At 68.6% G+C, this 16,553-nt stretch carries 10 protein-coding genes; 4 read left to right on the top strand and 6 right to left on the bottom strand.

Features of this window, described 5'->3' with window-relative positions:
* Window positions 1–56: 56 nt before the first annotated feature.
* The gene (gene ndk, locus LZC94_08425) at window positions 57–485 is read right to left on the bottom strand and encodes a nucleoside-diphosphate kinase (GenBank protein WXB17295.1); all 429 of its coding nucleotides are present in this window, start codon (window positions 483–485) and stop codon (window positions 57–59) included.
* A 75-nt stretch (window positions 486–560) separates the two neighbouring features.
* Here ndk and LZC94_08420 point away from each other — a divergent pair, with 75 nt between their 5' ends.
* Entirely contained in the window at window positions 561–2,114 is a 1,554-nt protein-coding gene (locus LZC94_08420) for an NAD(P)/FAD-dependent oxidoreductase (GenBank protein ID WXB17294.1), read from the top strand.
* Between the two features lie 77 nt (window positions 2,115–2,191).
* Window positions 2,192–3,112, top strand: a complete 921-nt coding sequence (locus LZC94_08415; GenBank protein WXB17293.1) for a diguanylate cyclase — start codon at window positions 2,192–2,194, stop codon at window positions 3,110–3,112.
* A 16-nt stretch (window positions 3,113–3,128) separates the two neighbouring features.
* Here LZC94_08415 and LZC94_08410 read toward each other — a convergent pair whose 3' ends face one another.
* The 5 genes from LZC94_08410 to icd form a co-directional block, all read right to left on the bottom strand.
* Complete coding sequence (locus tag LZC94_08410) at window positions 3,129–3,752, bottom strand: hypothetical protein (GenBank protein WXB17292.1); 624 nt, start codon at window positions 3,750–3,752, stop codon at window positions 3,129–3,131.
* Window positions 3,753–3,919: 167 nt separating this feature from the next.
* Window positions 3,920–4,846, bottom strand: a complete 927-nt coding sequence (gene sucD / locus LZC94_08405; GenBank protein ID WXB17291.1) for a succinate--CoA ligase subunit alpha — start codon at window positions 4,844–4,846, stop codon at window positions 3,920–3,922.
* A gap of 43 nt (window positions 4,847–4,889) precedes the next feature.
* Window positions 4,890–6,125: an ADP-forming succinate--CoA ligase subunit beta gene (sucC, locus tag LZC94_08400; GenBank protein ID WXB17290.1), complete on the bottom strand. Its 1,236-nt coding sequence runs from the start codon at window positions 6,123–6,125 to the stop codon at window positions 4,890–4,892.
* Between the two features lie 106 nt (window positions 6,126–6,231).
* Window positions 6,232–7,173 (bottom strand): malate dehydrogenase, encoded by a 942-nt coding sequence (gene mdh / locus LZC94_08395; GenBank protein ID WXB17289.1) that lies wholly within the window; start codon window positions 7,171–7,173, stop codon window positions 6,232–6,234.
* Window positions 7,174–7,240: 67 nt separating this feature from the next.
* Window positions 7,241–8,494: an NADP-dependent isocitrate dehydrogenase gene (gene icd / locus LZC94_08390; GenBank protein ID WXB17288.1), complete on the bottom strand. Its 1,254-nt coding sequence runs from the start codon at window positions 8,492–8,494 to the stop codon at window positions 7,241–7,243.
* Between the two features lie 269 nt (window positions 8,495–8,763).
* Between icd and LZC94_08385 the strand changes: the two genes are divergently transcribed.
* Together LZC94_08385 and LZC94_08380 are read left to right on the top strand one after the other, a co-directional pair.
* On the top strand, window positions 8,764–12,693 hold the full coding sequence (locus LZC94_08385; GenBank protein WXB17287.1) for a hypothetical protein: 3,930 nt from the start codon (window positions 8,764–8,766) through the stop codon (window positions 12,691–12,693).
* Complete coding sequence (locus LZC94_08380; protein WXB17286.1) at window positions 12,690–16,547, top strand: hypothetical protein; 3,858 nt, start codon at window positions 12,690–12,692, stop codon at window positions 16,545–16,547. Before LZC94_08385 ends, LZC94_08380 begins: the two co-directional genes overlap by 4 nt.
* Window positions 16,548–16,553 lie beyond the last annotated feature (6 nt).

The raw sequence follows: 16,553 nt of genomic DNA, 5'->3' as shown, positions 1-16,553 counted from the left end.
GTCCTCTCTCTATAGGGCCGGCAGCTGAACGAGAGCTGTACGAGAGACGGTTTGCGTCAGACGGACGGCGCGACTTCGGACGCCGGGAAGTAGTAGGCGATCTCGATCTTGGCGTTCTCGCGGCTGTCGGAGCCGTGGACCGCGTTCTCGCCCACGCTGGAGCCAAAGAGCTTGCGGAGCGTGCCGGCGTCGGCCTTGGCCGGATCGGTGGCGCCCATGACCTTGCGGTACGTGTCCACGGCGTCTTCACGCTCGAGGACCGAGATGACCACGGGGGAGCGGGTCATGAACTCGACCAGCTCGCCGAAGAAGGGGCGCGCCTTGTGGACGGCGTAAAAACCCTCGGCCTCGGCGCGCGACAGGTGGGTGCGGCGCAGGGCGACGATCTTGAAACCCGCCTCTTCGAGGTGAGCGAGGATTTTGCCGATATTGTTCTTTTCGACGGCGTCGGGCTTGATGATGGAAAGGGTTCTTTCGACGGGCATGGGCGCCTTTTACGAGATGGCCCTGCGAAGTGCAATGTCTTCGGCGCCGGAGGCAGAGAGCGGTACTATTCCGGCATGTCCGAACGGTATGACGCAATCGTGGTGGGTGCCGGGCACAACGGGCTGGTGGCTGCGCTTCTTCTTGCGCAGAGAGGGCTCCGCGTGCGGGTAGTGGAGGATAAAGGGGTGGTCGGGGGCGCCGCACGCACCGAGTATCCATTCAAGAAAGCGCCAAAGCTCGGTATGTCGACGGGCGCTTACCTGCTCGGGCTGATGCCGCCGGAGTTGATTCGCAAGCTCGGGGTCGACATCCCGGTCATCCGCCGCGATCCGCATTACTTTCTACCCACGTTGGACAAGCGCTATCTGCTTTTCGGCTCCGACCTGGCGGAGACGAAGCAGCAATTCTGCGCGTTCTTCTCGGAGGCCGATTGGAATGCGCACGAGGCCATGCAGCGCGAGCTCGGCGCCCTCCGCGACGACATCGCCCCGTCGTTTCTCGAGGAGCCGGTGTCCATCGAGGAGAGCGCCGAGCGGTATGTGCGGCCGGAGCTGCGCACGGCGTTCATCGATTTATGCCGAAAGCCGGTGCGCGATTACCTGGGGCGCTTCGGGTTCCAGAGTGAGCTGGTGCAGGCCATGTACGCGGTCACCGATGGCTTCTCGGGGCTGACCGGCTCCTGGGATACGCCCGGCACGGGGATGAACTTCCTCATCCACAACATGTGCCGCCTTCCGGGGGCGGACGGCACCTGGATGATCGTGCGCGGCGGCATGGGCACCGTTACGTCGCGCTTGGCCGATGCCGCGCGAAAACACGGCGCGCGCATCGACGTCAACTCGGGGGTTGCCCAATTGATCGTGGAGGGCGGCACGGCCAAGGGCGTGGTGCTGCGCGACGGAACCGAGCTTCGCGCCGAGGTGGTGGTGTGCAACGCGGATCCGTTCCGCATGCGCGATCTGATCGGACGGGAGGCGCTCCCGGCCGACTACAACGCGCGGCTCGACGGCTACGCCCAAAAGACGGGGACCACCTTCAAGGTGAACCTGGCGCTGCGCGGGCTCCCCACGTTCACCTGTCTGCCGGAGGACCGGGGCCAATATGGCGCGACCATCCACCTTTTGCCGCATTCCGATGGGGGCGGGGTGATCGAGGCGATCCGCCGGGGTTTCCAGGAGGTTCAGGAGGGAAAGCTCATCGAGTTTCCCACCATCGAGTGGTACATCCACACCACCGTCGATCCGTCCTTGCAAGACTCCCAAGGGCACCACAACTCGGCCCTTTTCGTGCAGTGGGTACCGCGCGAGCTTCGGGGGACCACCTGGGAGGCCGAGGAGCAGCGCTATGTCGCGCACCTTTTGTCCATTTGCGACCGGTTTGCCCCGGGGACCTCGGATTTGGTGGTGGATACGTTCCCGCTGCACCCGAAGAAGATCGAGGAGCACTTCGGGATCACGTACGGCCACATCCACCATATCGACAACTCGTATGGGTTCTCGGACCGGCTCCCCTATGCGACCCCCATCGCCGGGCTCTATTCCTGCAGTGCGGGATGCCACCCCGCCGGCTCGGTGATTGGCGCATCCGGGCACAACGCGGCCATGCGGATTTTGGCCGATCGCGGCTAGGCGATCTCGGGCGCCAAACTTGCCATTCGGTCGAGACAGGCCTTTACAGAACGCCAGAGTGAAACGATCCTTGTCCCATGGCGGGTCCGAGTGACCGCGATGGGACGTCGTCGCGCTCTCCAACATTGATCGTCCAAGCGCCCGAGTCCCTCCGGCGCACCCGCTCCAAGGCGGTTCTGACCACGGCGGCCGGAACGCAAACGGCGCGCGTCCATGCCATCGCACCCAACGAAATCGTCACCATGGGCCGCGGCGACGACTGCACGTTGCGCTTCGACGATGCGAGCGTCTCCGGGAGCCACGCGCGCATCGTGATGGTCGCCGGCGAGTACGTCTTCGGCGACAACCGCTCGACCAACGGGAGCTACGTCAACGACGTGCGCGTGGACTCGGCGGTCACCCTCAAAGACGGCGACCGCATCCGCCTGGGGCCGCACTGTCTTTTGCGCTTCAACATCGTCGACGAGGACGAGGAAGCCGCCCTGAAGCGCATGTACGAGGCCGCCCTCTACGACGGCCTCACCCGCGTCTACAACCGCAAGCACTTCGAAGACCGCCTGGACGTGGAGGTCGCCTTCGCCGCCCGCCACGCCACCGAGCTGTCGGTCATCGTGCTGGACGTGGACCACTTCAAGCGCATCAACGACACCTACGGACACTCCGCCGGCGACGCCGTACTGCGCACCACCGCCCAAGTGATGGCCCACGGCCTCCGCCAGGAAGACCTGCTCGCCCGCTACGGCGGCGAAGAGTTCGTGGTGGTCGCGCGCGGCATCTCCGTGCACAACGCGATGCTCGTGGCCGAGCGCCTCCGCAACTCCATCGCGAGCACGATGATCCCCTTCGAGGAGCACCTGCTCCACGTCACCGTGAGCGCCGGCGTCGCGTCGCTTCGCTGCTGCGCGCAGCGCGCCGATAAATTGACCTTGTTCAACATGGCCGACCAGCGGCTGTATGCTGCGAAACAGGCGGGGCGCAATCGGGTGGTGGGGGTTTAGGCCTTCGGGCGCGCGATCACGGGCAAGGGTGCGTCTTGGGATCGCACGCGACGGTGCACGCTTGGCCGTCGAAGCGGGTGCCGGACTTGATGCAGTAGGCGCCGGAGAGCTCTCTGGGGCCGTTGGAGATGAAGTTCGGGCCGACTCGTTCGCAGGAGAAGCCGTCGGGGCAGGTGCAGTAGTTGGCGCCGTCGTCGGTGCGGCCTTCGTTGTTGGCGCAGCGGCAGGAGCAGTAGACGGCTTGGTCGGGCGAGCGGCTGGCGCATTGGGGTTTGACCTCGGCCGCCATGTCGGGGATGGAGCCGCCGACGACTTTGCCGTCGCTCGTGCCGGGGAGGACGCACGGGGAGCCACCGCCCGGGCCCGTGCCGTCGCGGTTTTGGCCGTAGGGGCAGCTGACCCGGCCCTGGAAATGGTTCACGAGGCAGACGCGCGTGCGGCACTGGTAGCTCTTGGTCTCCGTGAAGACGCTCTCGAGCAAGAAGCCGTTGGACGTGGGGTCGAGCTCCACCTCCGGCCGGCAGGGATCCCCGACGCCGCTCTCTTCCCCGCACCCGGGGGCCCCAGCCATCAAGAGGACGACGGCGGTCGCGAGGACGCAAAGGCCCTGCGCCGCACGGTTTCCGGCCACGGAACGCATCGTGCGAGCTCCTTTTTTCGTGCGAACGGCGCCCGCCGTCCGCCCGTACCTCTTGGAACGAGGCGGGGCGATTTGTCAGAGAATCGCGCGCGACAAAAATCGAAAGCCGACCGGCGCGCGTCGAGGACGCGTGCGCGATCGGCTGCGATGGCTTTCGGGGGCTCGGCTTACTTCAGCATCGACTGCAACGTGACGCCCATGTCGCTGGGGGTCGGCGCGACCTTGGCGCCTGCAGCTTCCAGGGCGCGGATCTTCTCGGCGGCGGTGCCTTTGCCGCCGGCGATGATGGCGCCCGCGTGGCCCATGCGCTTGCCCGGAGGGGCCGTGGTGCCTGCGATGAAGCCGGCCACCGGCTTGGTCATCTTTTGCTTGATGAACTCCGCCGCGCGCTCCTCGGCGCCGCCGCCGATTTCGCCGATGAGGATGACGCCGTGGGTGTCGGGATCGGCCTCGAACAGGGTGAGGGCGTCGACGAAGTCCATGCCCGCCACCGGATCGCCGCCGATGCCGATGCACGTCGATTGACCGATGCCCAGCGCGGTGAGCTGGCCCACCGCCTCGTAGGTGAGGGTGCCGGAGCGCGAGACGACGCCGATGTTTCCGGCCTTGTGGATGTGGCCCGGCATGATGCCGATCTTGCAAGCGCCCGGCGTGATGATGCCGGGGCAGTTGGGGCCGATGAGGCGCGGCACCGCCGTGTTGGCCGCCGCGCGCTCGGCTTGGAGCGCCTCGAGGTAGCGGCGCACCTTGATCATGTCGATGGCGGGGATGCCTTCGGTGATGCAGACGACCAGCTTGCAGCCTGCATCGAACGCCTCGACGATGGCGTCGGCCGCGCCGGGGGGCGGCACGAAGATGCAGCTCGTGTCGGCGCCGGTGGCGGTGACGGCCTCTTTGACGGTGTCGAATACGGGGACCTGCACGGCCTTGCCGGAGGCGTCCTTGGCTTCGAACTTCTCGCCGCCGCGGGTGGGGGTACATCCGGCGACCACGTTGGTGCCGTACTCGATCATCTGCTTCGCGTGGAACGAGCCCGCTCCACCGGTGATGCCCTGCACGAGCACGCGCGTTTCTTTTCCGACCAGGATGCTCATCTTCGAGATTCTCCTACTTTGCCTTGTCCAAGAAACCGCGTGTTTAGCGTTGACCCGAGATGGCGCGGACGATCTGCTGCGCGCCGTCGGCCATGTTGCTCGCCGCCGAGATGGCGAGGCCGCTCTCGTTCAGGATCTTGCGTCCGAGCTCGACGTTGGTGCCCTCGAGGCGAACCACCAGGGGCACCTTGAGCCCCAGATCCTTGGCCGCCGCCACGACGCCCGCCGCGATCACGTCGCACTTCATGATGCCGCCGAAGATGTTGACGAAGATCGCCTTCACCTTGGGGCTGGAGAGGATCATCTTGAAGGCCTTGGTCACCTGCTCCTGCGTGGCGCCACCGCCCACGTCGAGGAAGTTCGCGGGGGCTACGCCGCTCTTCTCGCCGTAGTGCTTGATGATGTCCATGGTGGCCATCGCCAGCCCCGCGCCGTTCACCAGGCAGCCGACGTTGCCGTCGAGCGACACGTAGTTCAAACCGGCCTGCTTGGCCTCGAGCTCCACCGGATCTTCTTCCGTGGGATCGCGCAGCTCGTCCCAGTTCGCGCGGCCGGTGGCTTGCGCGGCCGCCGGCGTGTGGCGGTAGTCGGCGCTGTCGTCGAAGTTGATCTTGGCGTCGAGCGCCACGATGTCGCCGTTCTTGAGGACGACCAGCGGGTTGATCTCGAGCAGGGTGCAGTCCTCTTCGACGAACACCTCGTAGAGCGACGAGATGAGCTTCACGAACTGGCTCACCGTGTCTTTTTTGTGCTTCAGGAGGCCCAGGCCGAACGCCAGCTGGCGCGCTTGGAAGGCTTGCAGGCCCACCGTGGGGTCCACGTGCACCGTGAGGATCTTCTCCGGCGTCTCGGCGGCCACCTTCTCGATCTCCACGCCGCCCTCGGTCGACGCCATGAAGACGATGCGCCGGCGATCGCGGTCGATGACCGCGCCCAGATAGAGCTCGCGGTCGATGTCGAGGCCCTGCTCGATGTAGAGCCTCCGGACCTTCTGGCCCTCGGGGCCCGTCTGGTGCGTAACGAGCTGCATGCCCAGGATCTTCTCGGCGAGCTGCCGCGCCTCGGCGGCGCCGCCCTTGGCGACCTTCACGCCGCCGCCCTTTCCTCGCCCTCCGGCGTGGATCTGCGCCTTCACCACCACGACGCCCGATCCCGTCTCGGCCGCGAGCCGCTTGGCCGCCGACTCGGCCTCCTCCACCGTGAACGCGGGATATCCCTTGGGGATGGGGACCCCGTACTTTTGGAAAATCTGCTTCCCCTGGTACTCGTGAATTTTCATGAAAGAGGCTCCGGCGCCGACGTAAACGTTGTTCTCGAATCTTACCGTACACGCAACACTCCAACCCGACGGAGTGTCACGTGTACGCGGACGGGAGAGAGCGGGGCTACGCGCTCTTCTTGACGACGTCGATCACGCTCTGAACGCTCTTGGCGCTCTTGGCGAGCATCGTCTTCTCGTCGTCGGTCAGGTCGATCTGGACGATCTTCTCCACGCCCTTGCCGCCGATGACGACGGGGACGCCCATGAAGATGTCCTTGTACCCGTACTCGCCGTCGAGGTAGACGGCCGACGGCAAGAGGCGCTTCTGATCGAGGAGGTACGCCTCGGCCATGGCGACGGCCGACGTGGCGGGCGCGTAGTACGCGCTGGTGCCCATGAGGCCGACGATCTCGCCGCCGCCCTTGCGGGTGCGCTCCACGATGGCGTCGAGCTTCTCCTTGGCGATCACCTGGCCAACGGGGATGCCGTTGATGGTGCAGTAGCCGAGGACGGGGACCATGTCGTCGCCGTGGCCGCCGAGCACGGTGGTGCGCACGTCTTTGACGCTGACCCCCGCTTCACGCGCCAAGAACAGCTGCATGCGCGCGGAGTCGAGGACGCCGGCCATGCCCACGACCTTCTCCTTGGGGGCGCCGACCACGCGCTTGTACTCGTAGACCATCGCGTCGAGCGGGTTCGAGATGACGATGACGAAGGCATCCGGACAGACACGCTTGGCGTTGCTCGCCACGTCGCGGATGATCGGGAGGTTGGTGGCCACCAGATCGTCGCGGCTCTGGCCCGGCTTGCGCGGGACGCCGGCCGTGATGATCAGGACGTCGGCGCCCTGCAGATCGTCCCAGTTCGAGGTGCCGCGGATGCTCGCGTCGTAGCCGAGCACCGAGCCGTTTTGCTCGAGGTCGAGCGCCTTGCCCTTGGCGAAGTTTTCCTTCGACGCGATGTCGAACAGGACGACGTCGCCGAGCTCCTTGTTGGCCACCAGGCGCGCGAGCTCACCACCGATGTTTCCCGCGCCAATCAATCCGATTTTCTTGCGAGTAGGCATTGCGTTCTCCTGTCTTCTTCTAGCTTCTCGTTCTACTTTTGGTGTCGCTCGCGTTTGCGCGCGGGGGTCACATGTGCTCGATGATGTTGTCGCCGAAGGCGCTGCACGCGATTTCGGTGGCGCCCTCCGTGAGGCGGGCGAAATCGTAGGTCACGCGGCGGCTGCCGATGGCGCCGTCCATGCCCTTGAGGACGAGATCGGCGGCCTCCGTCCAGCCCAGGTGGCGGAGCATCATTTCACCGGAGAGGATGACGCTGCCGGGGTTCACCTTGTCGAGATCGGCGTACTTGGGGGCGGTGCCGTGGGTGGCCTCGAAGATGGCGTGGCCGCTCACGTAGTTGATGTTGCCGCCGGGCGCGATGCCGATGCCGCCGACCTGCGCGGCCAGCGCGTCGGAGAGGTAGTCGCCGTTGAGGTTCAACGTGGCGATGACGTCGAACTCCTTGGGGCGGGTGAGGACCTGCTGAAGGGTGATGTCGGCGATGGCGTCCTTGACCAGGACCTTGCCGGCCGCGAGCGCCGCCTTCTGCTCGGCGTTGGCCGCGTCCTCGCCCTTGGCTTCCTTGGTCTTCTCCCAGGTGGCCCAGGTGTAGACTTTGTCGCCGAACTCGCGATCGGCGAGGGCATAGCCCCACTTCATGAAGGCCCCCTCGGTGAACTTCATGATGTTGCCCTTGTGCACGAAGGTGACGCTCTTTCGGCCGTTCGTGATGGCATACTCGATGGCCGCGCGCGCGAGGCGCTCGGAGCCCTCGCGGCTCACGGGCTTGAAGCCCACGCCGGCGGTGCCCGGGAAGCGCACTTTCTTGTAGCTCGCGGGGAACTCCTTCTCGAGGAAGGCGAGGACCTTCTTCGCCTGCTCGCTCTCGGCCTCGAACTCGATGCCCGCGTAGATGTCCTCGGTGTTCTCGCGGAAGATCACCATGTCGACCGATCCGGGCTGCTTGACCGGGCTGGGGACCCCCTTGAACCAGCGCACCGGACGCAGGCACACGTACAGGTCCAAGAGCTGGCGGAGCTCGACGTTGAGCGAGCGGATGCCTCCGCCGATGGGGGTGGTCAGCGGCCCCTTGATGCCGACCAGGTACTGGCGGAACGCCTCGACCGTGCCCGCGGGGAGCCAGGTGTTGAACTTGGTGAAGGCCTTCTCACCGGCATAAACCTCGTACCACGCGATTTTGCGCTTTTTGTCGTAAGCCTTCTCGACGGCAGCATCCAACACGCGCACCGAGGCGCGCCAGATATCGCGGCCGGTTCCGTCGCCTTCGATGAACGGAATAATCGGGTTGTTGGGGACGATGAGCTTGTGATCAGCCCCCATGGTGATGGGTTCACCGTGAGAGGGGGGTGCGCCGATCGAGTGGGAGGAGGCAGAATCAGACGACATGGACGTTCCCTCGAAGGATTTGGATGGATGGATCGTGAGCTCGGGATGGGCCGAGCGCGTAGCATGCGGATATCGTCCGCTCAAGGGCCCTTCTAGGACCGACGATGGATTAGGGTGCAAAGTCAATCCGAGGGAAGATGCTTTTTTCGCGATCGAGATCCGGACACGTTTTCACGCCGTTGGCGTTTTTCCTGGGAACGCTTTTGTCCGCCGCGGCAGCCTTCCCGGCCCCCGACTCCGCGCCGGCACCCGGCCCCGTCGAAAATACCGCGACGAGCATCGTCCCGCCCGCGCCCGCGGCCGCAAGCACGCGCTGGACGGCCGCGACCCCCGATCCGATGGCAAGCCAAGCCGTAGCGCGGGTCCTCGCGGCCAAAGGGCCTGCCGTGGAGCGCGAAGCGGTCGCCGCCATGGCGCTCTTGTTGAAGCTGTCGGAGCGCGCCAGCTACGGGCATGTGCGCGGCTTGCTCGCCGGCCTCGGGACGCCCGGGACACCAAGCCCGCTCTCCGAGGAGCTGCGGGGCGAGGCTTCGGTGCTGGCGCGAAGGCTCGCGGCCGACGAGGGCACCGAGGCGGGCATCCGGGCCGATCGCGCGCTGGGGATTTTGACGGACCTTTCCATCCTGGGTCCCTTCCGCGATACGGGCGGGGGGCTCGATGCGCACGATGGGCCCGAGGGGCCGCGCCGTTCGTTCGGGGAGTCGAAGCAGGAATATTCGTGGGGCGCGTTCGAGGTGCGCTGGCGCACCGTTCCTGCGTCGTATGCGACGGCGGCGGGGGTGCCGCTCGATCTGTTCGTGCACCCGCGCAAGGAGAGCTGCACCTGGGTGGCCTCCAAGGTACGCGTCGCCAAGGCGGAGCCGATGGTGGTGCGGGTGGCCGCGACCGGGCAAGTGCGGTTGATGTTCGACGGCGTCGAGGTCGCACGCAGCGAAGACGTGCATGGCGCGGCCGTGTTCGATCGGGTGGCGGCGCGGGTGCAGCCGGCGGCGGGCGCGCACCTCGTGGCCGCCAAGGTGTGCACGGGGGCGCTGGAGGACGAGGGGCGGGTACGGCTGCGCGTGACGCGGGAGTCGGGCGCGCCGCTCGTGCTCGAGGCGAGCGGGGATTTGCGGGATGTGCCTGAAACAGCGGCGCCGGCAGCAGCTGCGGGTGCTGCGGGCAAGGCGGCTCCCGCTTCCAGGAGCAAAGTCGATACGCCGCTGACGCGAACGTTGAGCTCCCTCCCCCTCCGAGGAAAAGTTGGGGTGGCGGGGAGCAATCTCGCCGACATCGACGCGATGCTCGACGCCACGGTCGCGCGCACCCTCGGCGGCGCGGACGACGCGAAGAGCCCGCGCGCACCGGGCCTGCTCGATGCGATCACGCGCTCGCCCAAGCTCGACGCCGATCGGCTGGCGCTGGCCGCGTGGATCGCGCCCTCGGGATCGAATCGAAGCGGGTGGTTGCAGCGCGCCCTGGAGCGCGCGGAGGCGAGCAAGGACGAGGAGACCCGCGCCTTCGTGGAGCGACGGAGGGTCGCCGAGCACCTGCGGACGCGCATGGCCGATTGGGCGATGGCCTCCTTGCGCGGGGCGAAGCTCATCGATACGGCGGACCCCGAGTCGGTGCTTTTGCGGGCCGAGACCTACGACGCGCTGGGCTCCGAGACCTTGCGGATCGCGGCCATGGTCGAGATGAAAAAGGCGGCCGATCGCGATCCGGACAGGGTCCCCACGGCGCTCTTGGTCAAGCTCCTGGGGCTCACCAGCGGCCCCGATGCCGCGCGCGCCGCCCGCACCGCGGCGCTCTTGGCCAAGCGCGGCTATGTCGGACAAGCGTACCTGCACGCCGAGAGCTTGCGCGGAAACGCCGCCGGCGTCGCCGCTGCGCAAGCCACCTTCGCGCGCGGCCTCGACGATCCGGACGACGGCGTGAGCATCGCGCGCACCGTCTCGCGCATGGGCGAGCACGACGCCGCGCGCAAGCTCTTTGCGCAGCTGGTGGAGTGGACGCCCAATCGCGCGGACGCGTGGGGCGGCCTCGCCGACGAGCTCGCGACCATGAAGGCCGATCGGCCCGACCTACGCAGCGCGGCGGTCGCCAAAGCCCTCGAGCGCGCGCGGGCGCTCGCGCCGGGAGAGGCGCGGTACCGCGCGCAGCTGGCGCTCGGGAGCAAGGGCGAGCGAGACGAGAAAGGCGCCGCGAGCGACGAGCGTTACCTGGTGCCCTCGCAGACGATCCTGGCGCGCAGGCAAGGCGTGCCCAAGTCGGGGACGGCGCCCGACGTGGCCGATCGCCAGCTGTATTGGCTGCGCGCCGTGGTGACCCGCGCCGACAAGCGCATCTCGCAGCTCATTCAGTACGGCCGCGAGGTGGTCATCGCCCCGCGCACGCAGGACGAGCTGTTCGAAGATCTCCCGGCCGAGGGCGATCTCACGGAGATCCTGCGCGCGCGCGTGCACCGCAAGGACGGCGGCACCGCGTTCCCGGTGGAGGAGCACAACGAGGGCACGCGCCCGCGCATTCGCTGGCCGGAGCTCGGGCCGGGCGACGTCGTCGAGGTGGCGATCCGCACGTGGACGAGCCAGCCCGTGGGCGGCCGCGGCGATGCGCCGTTTTATTTTCTCGACTACTCCGGCGCGCCCTCGACGCACCCGCTGGCGTACAACGAGGTGGTCGTCGACACGACCAAAGAGCACCCCATCTACCTCGACGTGGTGCAGCCCGCGTGGCTCCGCGGCCAGCGCGATCGCTCGTGGGCCGGCCGCCGCGAGGAGCGCGACGAGAACGGACGGCACATCACGCGCCTCGTCTGGGACAAGCCCATCGTGGTGCCGGAGGAGCCGCTCGCCCCGGCGTTGAGCGAGATCGTCCCCTTGGTGGTCGGCTCGTCGTTCAAGGATTGGGACGCCTTTCGGACGTGGTACCGCGAGGCCGTGCGCGGCTTCACGGAGCCCGACGACGAGGTGCGGCGCATCGCCGCGGAGCTGACCAAAGGAAAGACCTCGCGCGAGGCCAAGCTGAAGGCGCTGTTCGACTTCGTGGCCGACGACATCCGCTACGTGAACTACGTGAGCGGCGAGTGGTGGCTGCCGAACCGCCCGCAGCAGCTGCTCGCCCGCCGCGAGGGCGACTGCGACGACAAGGCCATCCTGCTCATCACCTTGCTCAAATCCGTGGGCATCGAGGCGCAAGAGGTGATGGTGCAGACGCGCCAGACCGGCCAGCCCTCGGTGGTGCGCGCCAAGAACGCCGCCGTGCCCATGTTCGATCACGGCATCGCGTTTCTTCCCGGGCCCGGCGGCGGAAGGTACCTCGACGCCACCAGCCCGCAGTCGCGCCTGGGGCCCATCCCCGCCATGGATGCGCGCGCGGTGGCGCTGCGCATGGACAGCGGGCCGGCGGAGATCGTGGAGCTGCCCGCGAGCTCGCCCGACGATCACGGCGCCGACGTCACGTGGAACATCACCTTGCACCCCGACGGCTCGGGCGATCTGGTGGGCGAAGAGAAGCACATCGGCGACGGGGCGTTCTGGCTGCGCACCTACCTGACGCAGGCCGACGCGCGCACGCAGTACGTGGAAAACAACTTGGTCGGAGGGTGGTTCCCCACCGTGCAGGTCGACAACAAAGTGGAGTTCGACGGCGAGCTCGCGAATGGGCAAGCGTGGGTCAAGTACAGCGCGCACTCGGACGGCCTTGCGCGGCACGAGCCGAACGAGCTGGTGCTGCCGCTCGCGCCCAGCATGACCCTCTCCTCGAGCCTGGCGCCGCTGGTCAAGCGCACCCTCCCCGTCGCGCTCCCGGCAAGCCTGGCGCCCAGCCGGCAGCGGCGCACCATTCGCATCGTCGCCCCGCCGGGGTTCTCCTGGGGTGAGCTGCCGCCCGGCGGCAAAGTGAGCGGCGGCGACTTCGGGAGCGCCTCGCTCGAGATGAGCAAGGATCCGCGCGATCCGCGCGCCGTGATCGTGCGGCGCCAGGTGATCTTCGACAAGAGCCAGATCCCGGTGGACCAGTACGCGGCCTGGCGCACGTTCCTGCAGCAGACCGACGCGCTGATGCACAAGAGCCTGCGCCTCGCCGAGCCCAGCCGGCGTGCGGGCAGCGCGCCGGCACCCGCGGCGTCCGACGCGAAGGCGGTGGCCAAGTGAGCGCCTCGCTACTTCGCACCACCTTCGCGCTCGCCGTGGTGGTCACGGCCGCGGCGTGCGCGGGCGAGAAGCCTTTGGTCCACGCGCCCGCGCGCCCCGGTGGCGCGGTCGGCAAGTTGATCGCGGCCACGCGCGAGGAGGCGCAGGGCGATCCGAGCCGCGCCAAGCAGATGCAGCTGGACGTGCTCGAGTCGCTGCCGGCGCCGGACGATCCGTGGCACCTGGTGGTGCTGCAAGCGTCGCTGGACGCGCTCGTCGGACGCTCCGTCTCCGGGCTGAGCGACGTGTCCGAGGACGCGGCGCTGGTGTACCGCACCAAGGACGCCGCGCTGTGGAGGTCCGGCGAGGGCAAGGAGCCGGTGGCCGAACGGCTGCCGCGCCTCTACGAGAAGCTCGAGGGCCCCTTCGCCAAAGCGCGCATCGCCGAGGCGCTGCAGGAGCTGGCGGAGCACCGCGGCGATTGGGAGTCGGCCGAGCGCTGGCGCGCCCGCTCCGGGTGCGTGCGCGAGGCGACCGTCGTCGGGCCCCTGGCGTGGGCGTCGGTCACGGGCGTAAAGGAGAACGATCCCCTCGAGGCGTTCGACGCGCTGCTGGCCGCGCAGTACGAGCCCGTGGGTCCCTTCGCGCGCCCGCCCGTGCCCATCGCCGTGCGCGGGCGGGGTTGCGGCATCGACCTCTCGGCGCCGGGCAACGACCGCGGCGTGCGGGACGTGGTGGTCGATCTCAAGGTCCCCAGCGCCGGATACATCGGCGTGGCGCTGCGCGCGTCGGGGGCGGCGACCTTGCGGGTCGGCGGCAAGCTGGTGATCGAGCGGCCGTACGAGCTGGGCGATGCGGGCGTGCTTCGCATGGCCAAGGTCAAGGTGGAGCGCGGAACCGTGCGCGTGGTGGCCCGCGTGGGGACCACGCAGGACAACGAGTCGATTGAAATCGGCGCCTGGGACTCGGCGGGCGCGCCGCTCGCCACCCATGCGCCGCGCGCGGGCGAGCGGGGCTCGGCGAAGGCCACCGAGGCGCAAGCCATGGTGTACCCCAAGGCCACGACGGCCGATGAGAAGGTCGCCTTGGCCCTGGGCGCGCTGGGCGCGGGCGATGGCCGCACCGCGGAGCGGGTGCTGAGCGCCGATGCGCGGGCGCCCAAGAGCGCCCCGGAGGTGCTCCTGGTGTACGGCCGCGCGGTGGAGACGGCCCTCGATCTTCCGCCGATCCACCGCGCCGAGCGGGCGCGCGCCGCCTACGAGCGCGTGCTCGAAGCGTGGCCCGGCGCATGGGAAGCGGTGCTCGCGCACGCCGTGCTCGCAGGCGTCCGGCGCGGCGAGGGCGAGGCGCGCATGGAGACGCTGCGCGATCTCGACGCGCACCGCGCCAAGCTGAACGCGTCCGGCGCGGCCATCGCCGACGCCTTCGACGCCGCCCAGAGCGCGCGCGACGCCCTCTTCGATCGCGCCCGCGAAGCCCTCGCGCGCGCCTCGCGCCCCCTCGAGGGGACGTCGCTGCTGCACGAGGCGCGGCGCATCGCCGTGGAGCGAGGGCCCGTCGATCGCGTGCGCTTCGACTGCTCCGACACGGCGCCGAACGATCGCCGGAGCCTCGCCTGCTACAACGCGGCGCACGCCGTGGGCGATTCGCCCAAGGCCGCCCTGGAGCTCGAGCGCCTGCGCCGGGTGCTGGGCGGCTCGGATCTGTACCTCGGCCTTTCCTTGCATGATGCGCTCATCGCCGGGGACCGCGGCGCCGCCGTCGCCGCCTACCGCGCCATGCTCCCGGGCGAGCGCACGCTCACCGCGCTGGCGAGCACCAAGGCCCTCGAGGGCTCCTTCCGCACCGGCTCGTGGCCGATCCCCACCTTGGCGCTCGATCGCACCTTGGTGCGCGAGCTGCTCGCGGCGGCGCCCGAGGCCCGCGACGCTCCCTACGGCGTCGCGGCGCTCCTGCTCGCGGCCGGCGAGGATCCCTTCGCGCCCTTTGCCGGCGTGGCGGAGCGGGTCACGGCCGCCGATCGCGCGCAGCCCATCATGGCCAACGCGGCCACCGTGATCCTCGCGCACGACGAGCGCTACGACGTCGACGCCGGCGGCCTGGTGCACTACCGCATGCTCGACGTTCGCCGGGTGAGCGGCACCACCGACGTGGAGTCGAACGCCCAAGCCACCGCCGCGGCCATCCAAGGCAAAATCGCGGGCCGCATCTTGCGCCGGCGCATCTTCAAGAAGGACGGCCGCATCCTCGAGCCCGACCGCACCCCCAACGCCGCACAAAGCCACGCCGATCTGGCGCAGCTCGAGCAGGGCGACGCGGTGGAGGCCATCTACGAAGGCTGGGCGCTGCCGGGCGAGACGGGCGACATCGGCATCGACACGCCGGACTTGCTCCCCGACCGCACCGCGGTGGCCAACGCCTCCATCGAGATCCGCCTGCCCAAGGCGCTCAAGGTGGCCCTTTGGAGCCATCCGCTCCTGGGGAAGCCGAAAGAGAGCGCCGAAGGCAAAAAGAACCCGGGCGACGAGAAGGCCCCCAAGGACACCAAGGTCCTGCGCTGGACGATGAAAGACCGCAGCGTGCGGCGCCTGGAGGACGGCACGCCGAAGATGGATCGGAGCGTGGGCATCAGCCTCTCGACCACCTCGTGGGGCGAGGTCGCCCGCGCGCTGCGCGAAACGCTCGCCTCGTTCGACGAGCACGATCCGGAGGTGGCCGCGTGGGCGCGCGAGGCGTCCAAGGGAAAGCCCCCGTCGCGCGCGCTGGTGGAGGCGGTGGTCTCCGCCGCGGGGACCACGGTGCGCGAGGCGTCGCAAGGCGTGCTCAGTGATCTCGGCATCGGCGGCACGCAAGGCGCGCAATCGAACACCGCGCGCACCATCCTCACCGAGCACGAAGGGAGCCGCACATGGCTCATCGTGCGCGCCCTGCGCGAGCTCGGCGTTACGGCGCGCGTGGCCATCGCCGAGGAGGAGCCGTACAGCACCGATCCCAACTTCCCCCCGGAGTTCGGGCGCTTCACGCACCCGCTGGCCGTCGCGCGCGTGCCCGATGGAAAAGGAGGCTTCGAGTCCATCTGGATCGACGCCGACGTCCCCGGCCCTCCCCTGCCCGCCGGCCGCATCTCCCCCGAGCTGCGCGGCCGCATGCTCCTCGACGAGGACGGGAAGATCGCGCCCATCGCGGCCGAGGTCACCTCGGGCGACGGAGAGCGCGACGAGGTCGATCTCCGGCTGGCGCTCGACGACAAAGGCAACGCCAAAGGGACCTTCCAAGCCACCCTTCGCGGGCGCGCCGCGCAAGATCTCGCGGAGGCGCTGGTGCGCGTGGTCGGCGTCGAGCGGCAGCGCGCCTTGCGCAACGTGGTGCTGGCGTGGGTGCCGTTTGCCAATGTCGAAGAGGTCGCGCTGGCGTCGACGGAGGGCAGCTGGCAGGTCGCGCTCCGCGCGGACATCACCGTGGGCGGCTATGCGCAGCTCGAAGGCAGCCGCCCGCGCACATGGGTGCTGCCGGGCATCGCGCCGATTCACGTGGTTTTTCCGCGCGCGTTCGTCACCACGCTCGGTTCGGCTTATGCCAGCGTGGGCGCGCGGGAGGACGCACTGGCCATCAACCGGGCGATTCAGTACCACGCGCACGTCCGCATCGAGCTGCCGAAAGGAGCCAAAGTGGTGTCCAAACCGGCCCCATTTGCGCTAAAGACGGGCCCCCTCGACGCGCAGCGTCGCGTGGAAGTTGCCGATCAGGTTCTGGACGACGATTTCGTCCTTTCCATCGCGACCTCGACCATTTCCAAAAGCCAATACGCCGCGTTCGTGAACAATGCCCACCGCACGGACGACGCGTTTCTCACGAGCACGCGGATTGCGCCTTAGCGCCCT

Source organism: Sorangiineae bacterium MSr11954 (assembly GCA_037157815.1).
Taxonomy (GTDB): Bacteria; Myxococcota_A; Polyangia; order Polyangiales; family Polyangiaceae; genus Pendulispora; species Pendulispora albinea.
The sequence above is the reverse complement of the archived record's forward strand: the minus strand, read 5'-3'. Positions and strand labels throughout refer to the sequence as shown.

What these genes read in the sequence shown, in the direction of transcription:
- ndk (WXB17295.1), bottom strand. Translation starts at nt 485, where the DNA reads ATGCCCGTCGAAAGAACCCTTTCCATCATCAAGCCCGACGCCGTCGAA.
- LZC94_08420 (WXB17294.1), top strand. Translation starts at nt 561, where the DNA reads ATGTCCGAACGGTATGACGCAATCGTGGTGGGTGCCGGGCACAACGGG.
- LZC94_08415 (WXB17293.1), top strand. Translation starts at nt 2,192, where the DNA reads ATGGCGGGTCCGAGTGACCGCGATGGGACGTCGTCGCGCTCTCCAACA.
- LZC94_08410 (WXB17292.1), bottom strand. Translation starts at nt 3,752, where the DNA reads ATGCGTTCCGTGGCCGGAAACCGTGCGGCGCAGGGCCTTTGCGTCCTC.
- sucD (WXB17291.1), bottom strand. Translation starts at nt 4,846, where the DNA reads ATGAGCATCCTGGTCGGAAAAGAAACGCGCGTGCTCGTGCAGGGCATC.
- sucC (WXB17290.1), bottom strand. Translation starts at nt 6,125, where the DNA reads ATGAAAATTCACGAGTACCAGGGGAAGCAGATTTTCCAAAAGTACGGG.
- mdh (WXB17289.1), bottom strand. Translation starts at nt 7,173, where the DNA reads ATGCCTACTCGCAAGAAAATCGGATTGATTGGCGCGGGAAACATCGGT.
- icd (WXB17288.1), bottom strand. Translation starts at nt 8,494, where the DNA reads ATGGGGGCTGATCACAAGCTCATCGTCCCCAACAACCCGATTATTCCG.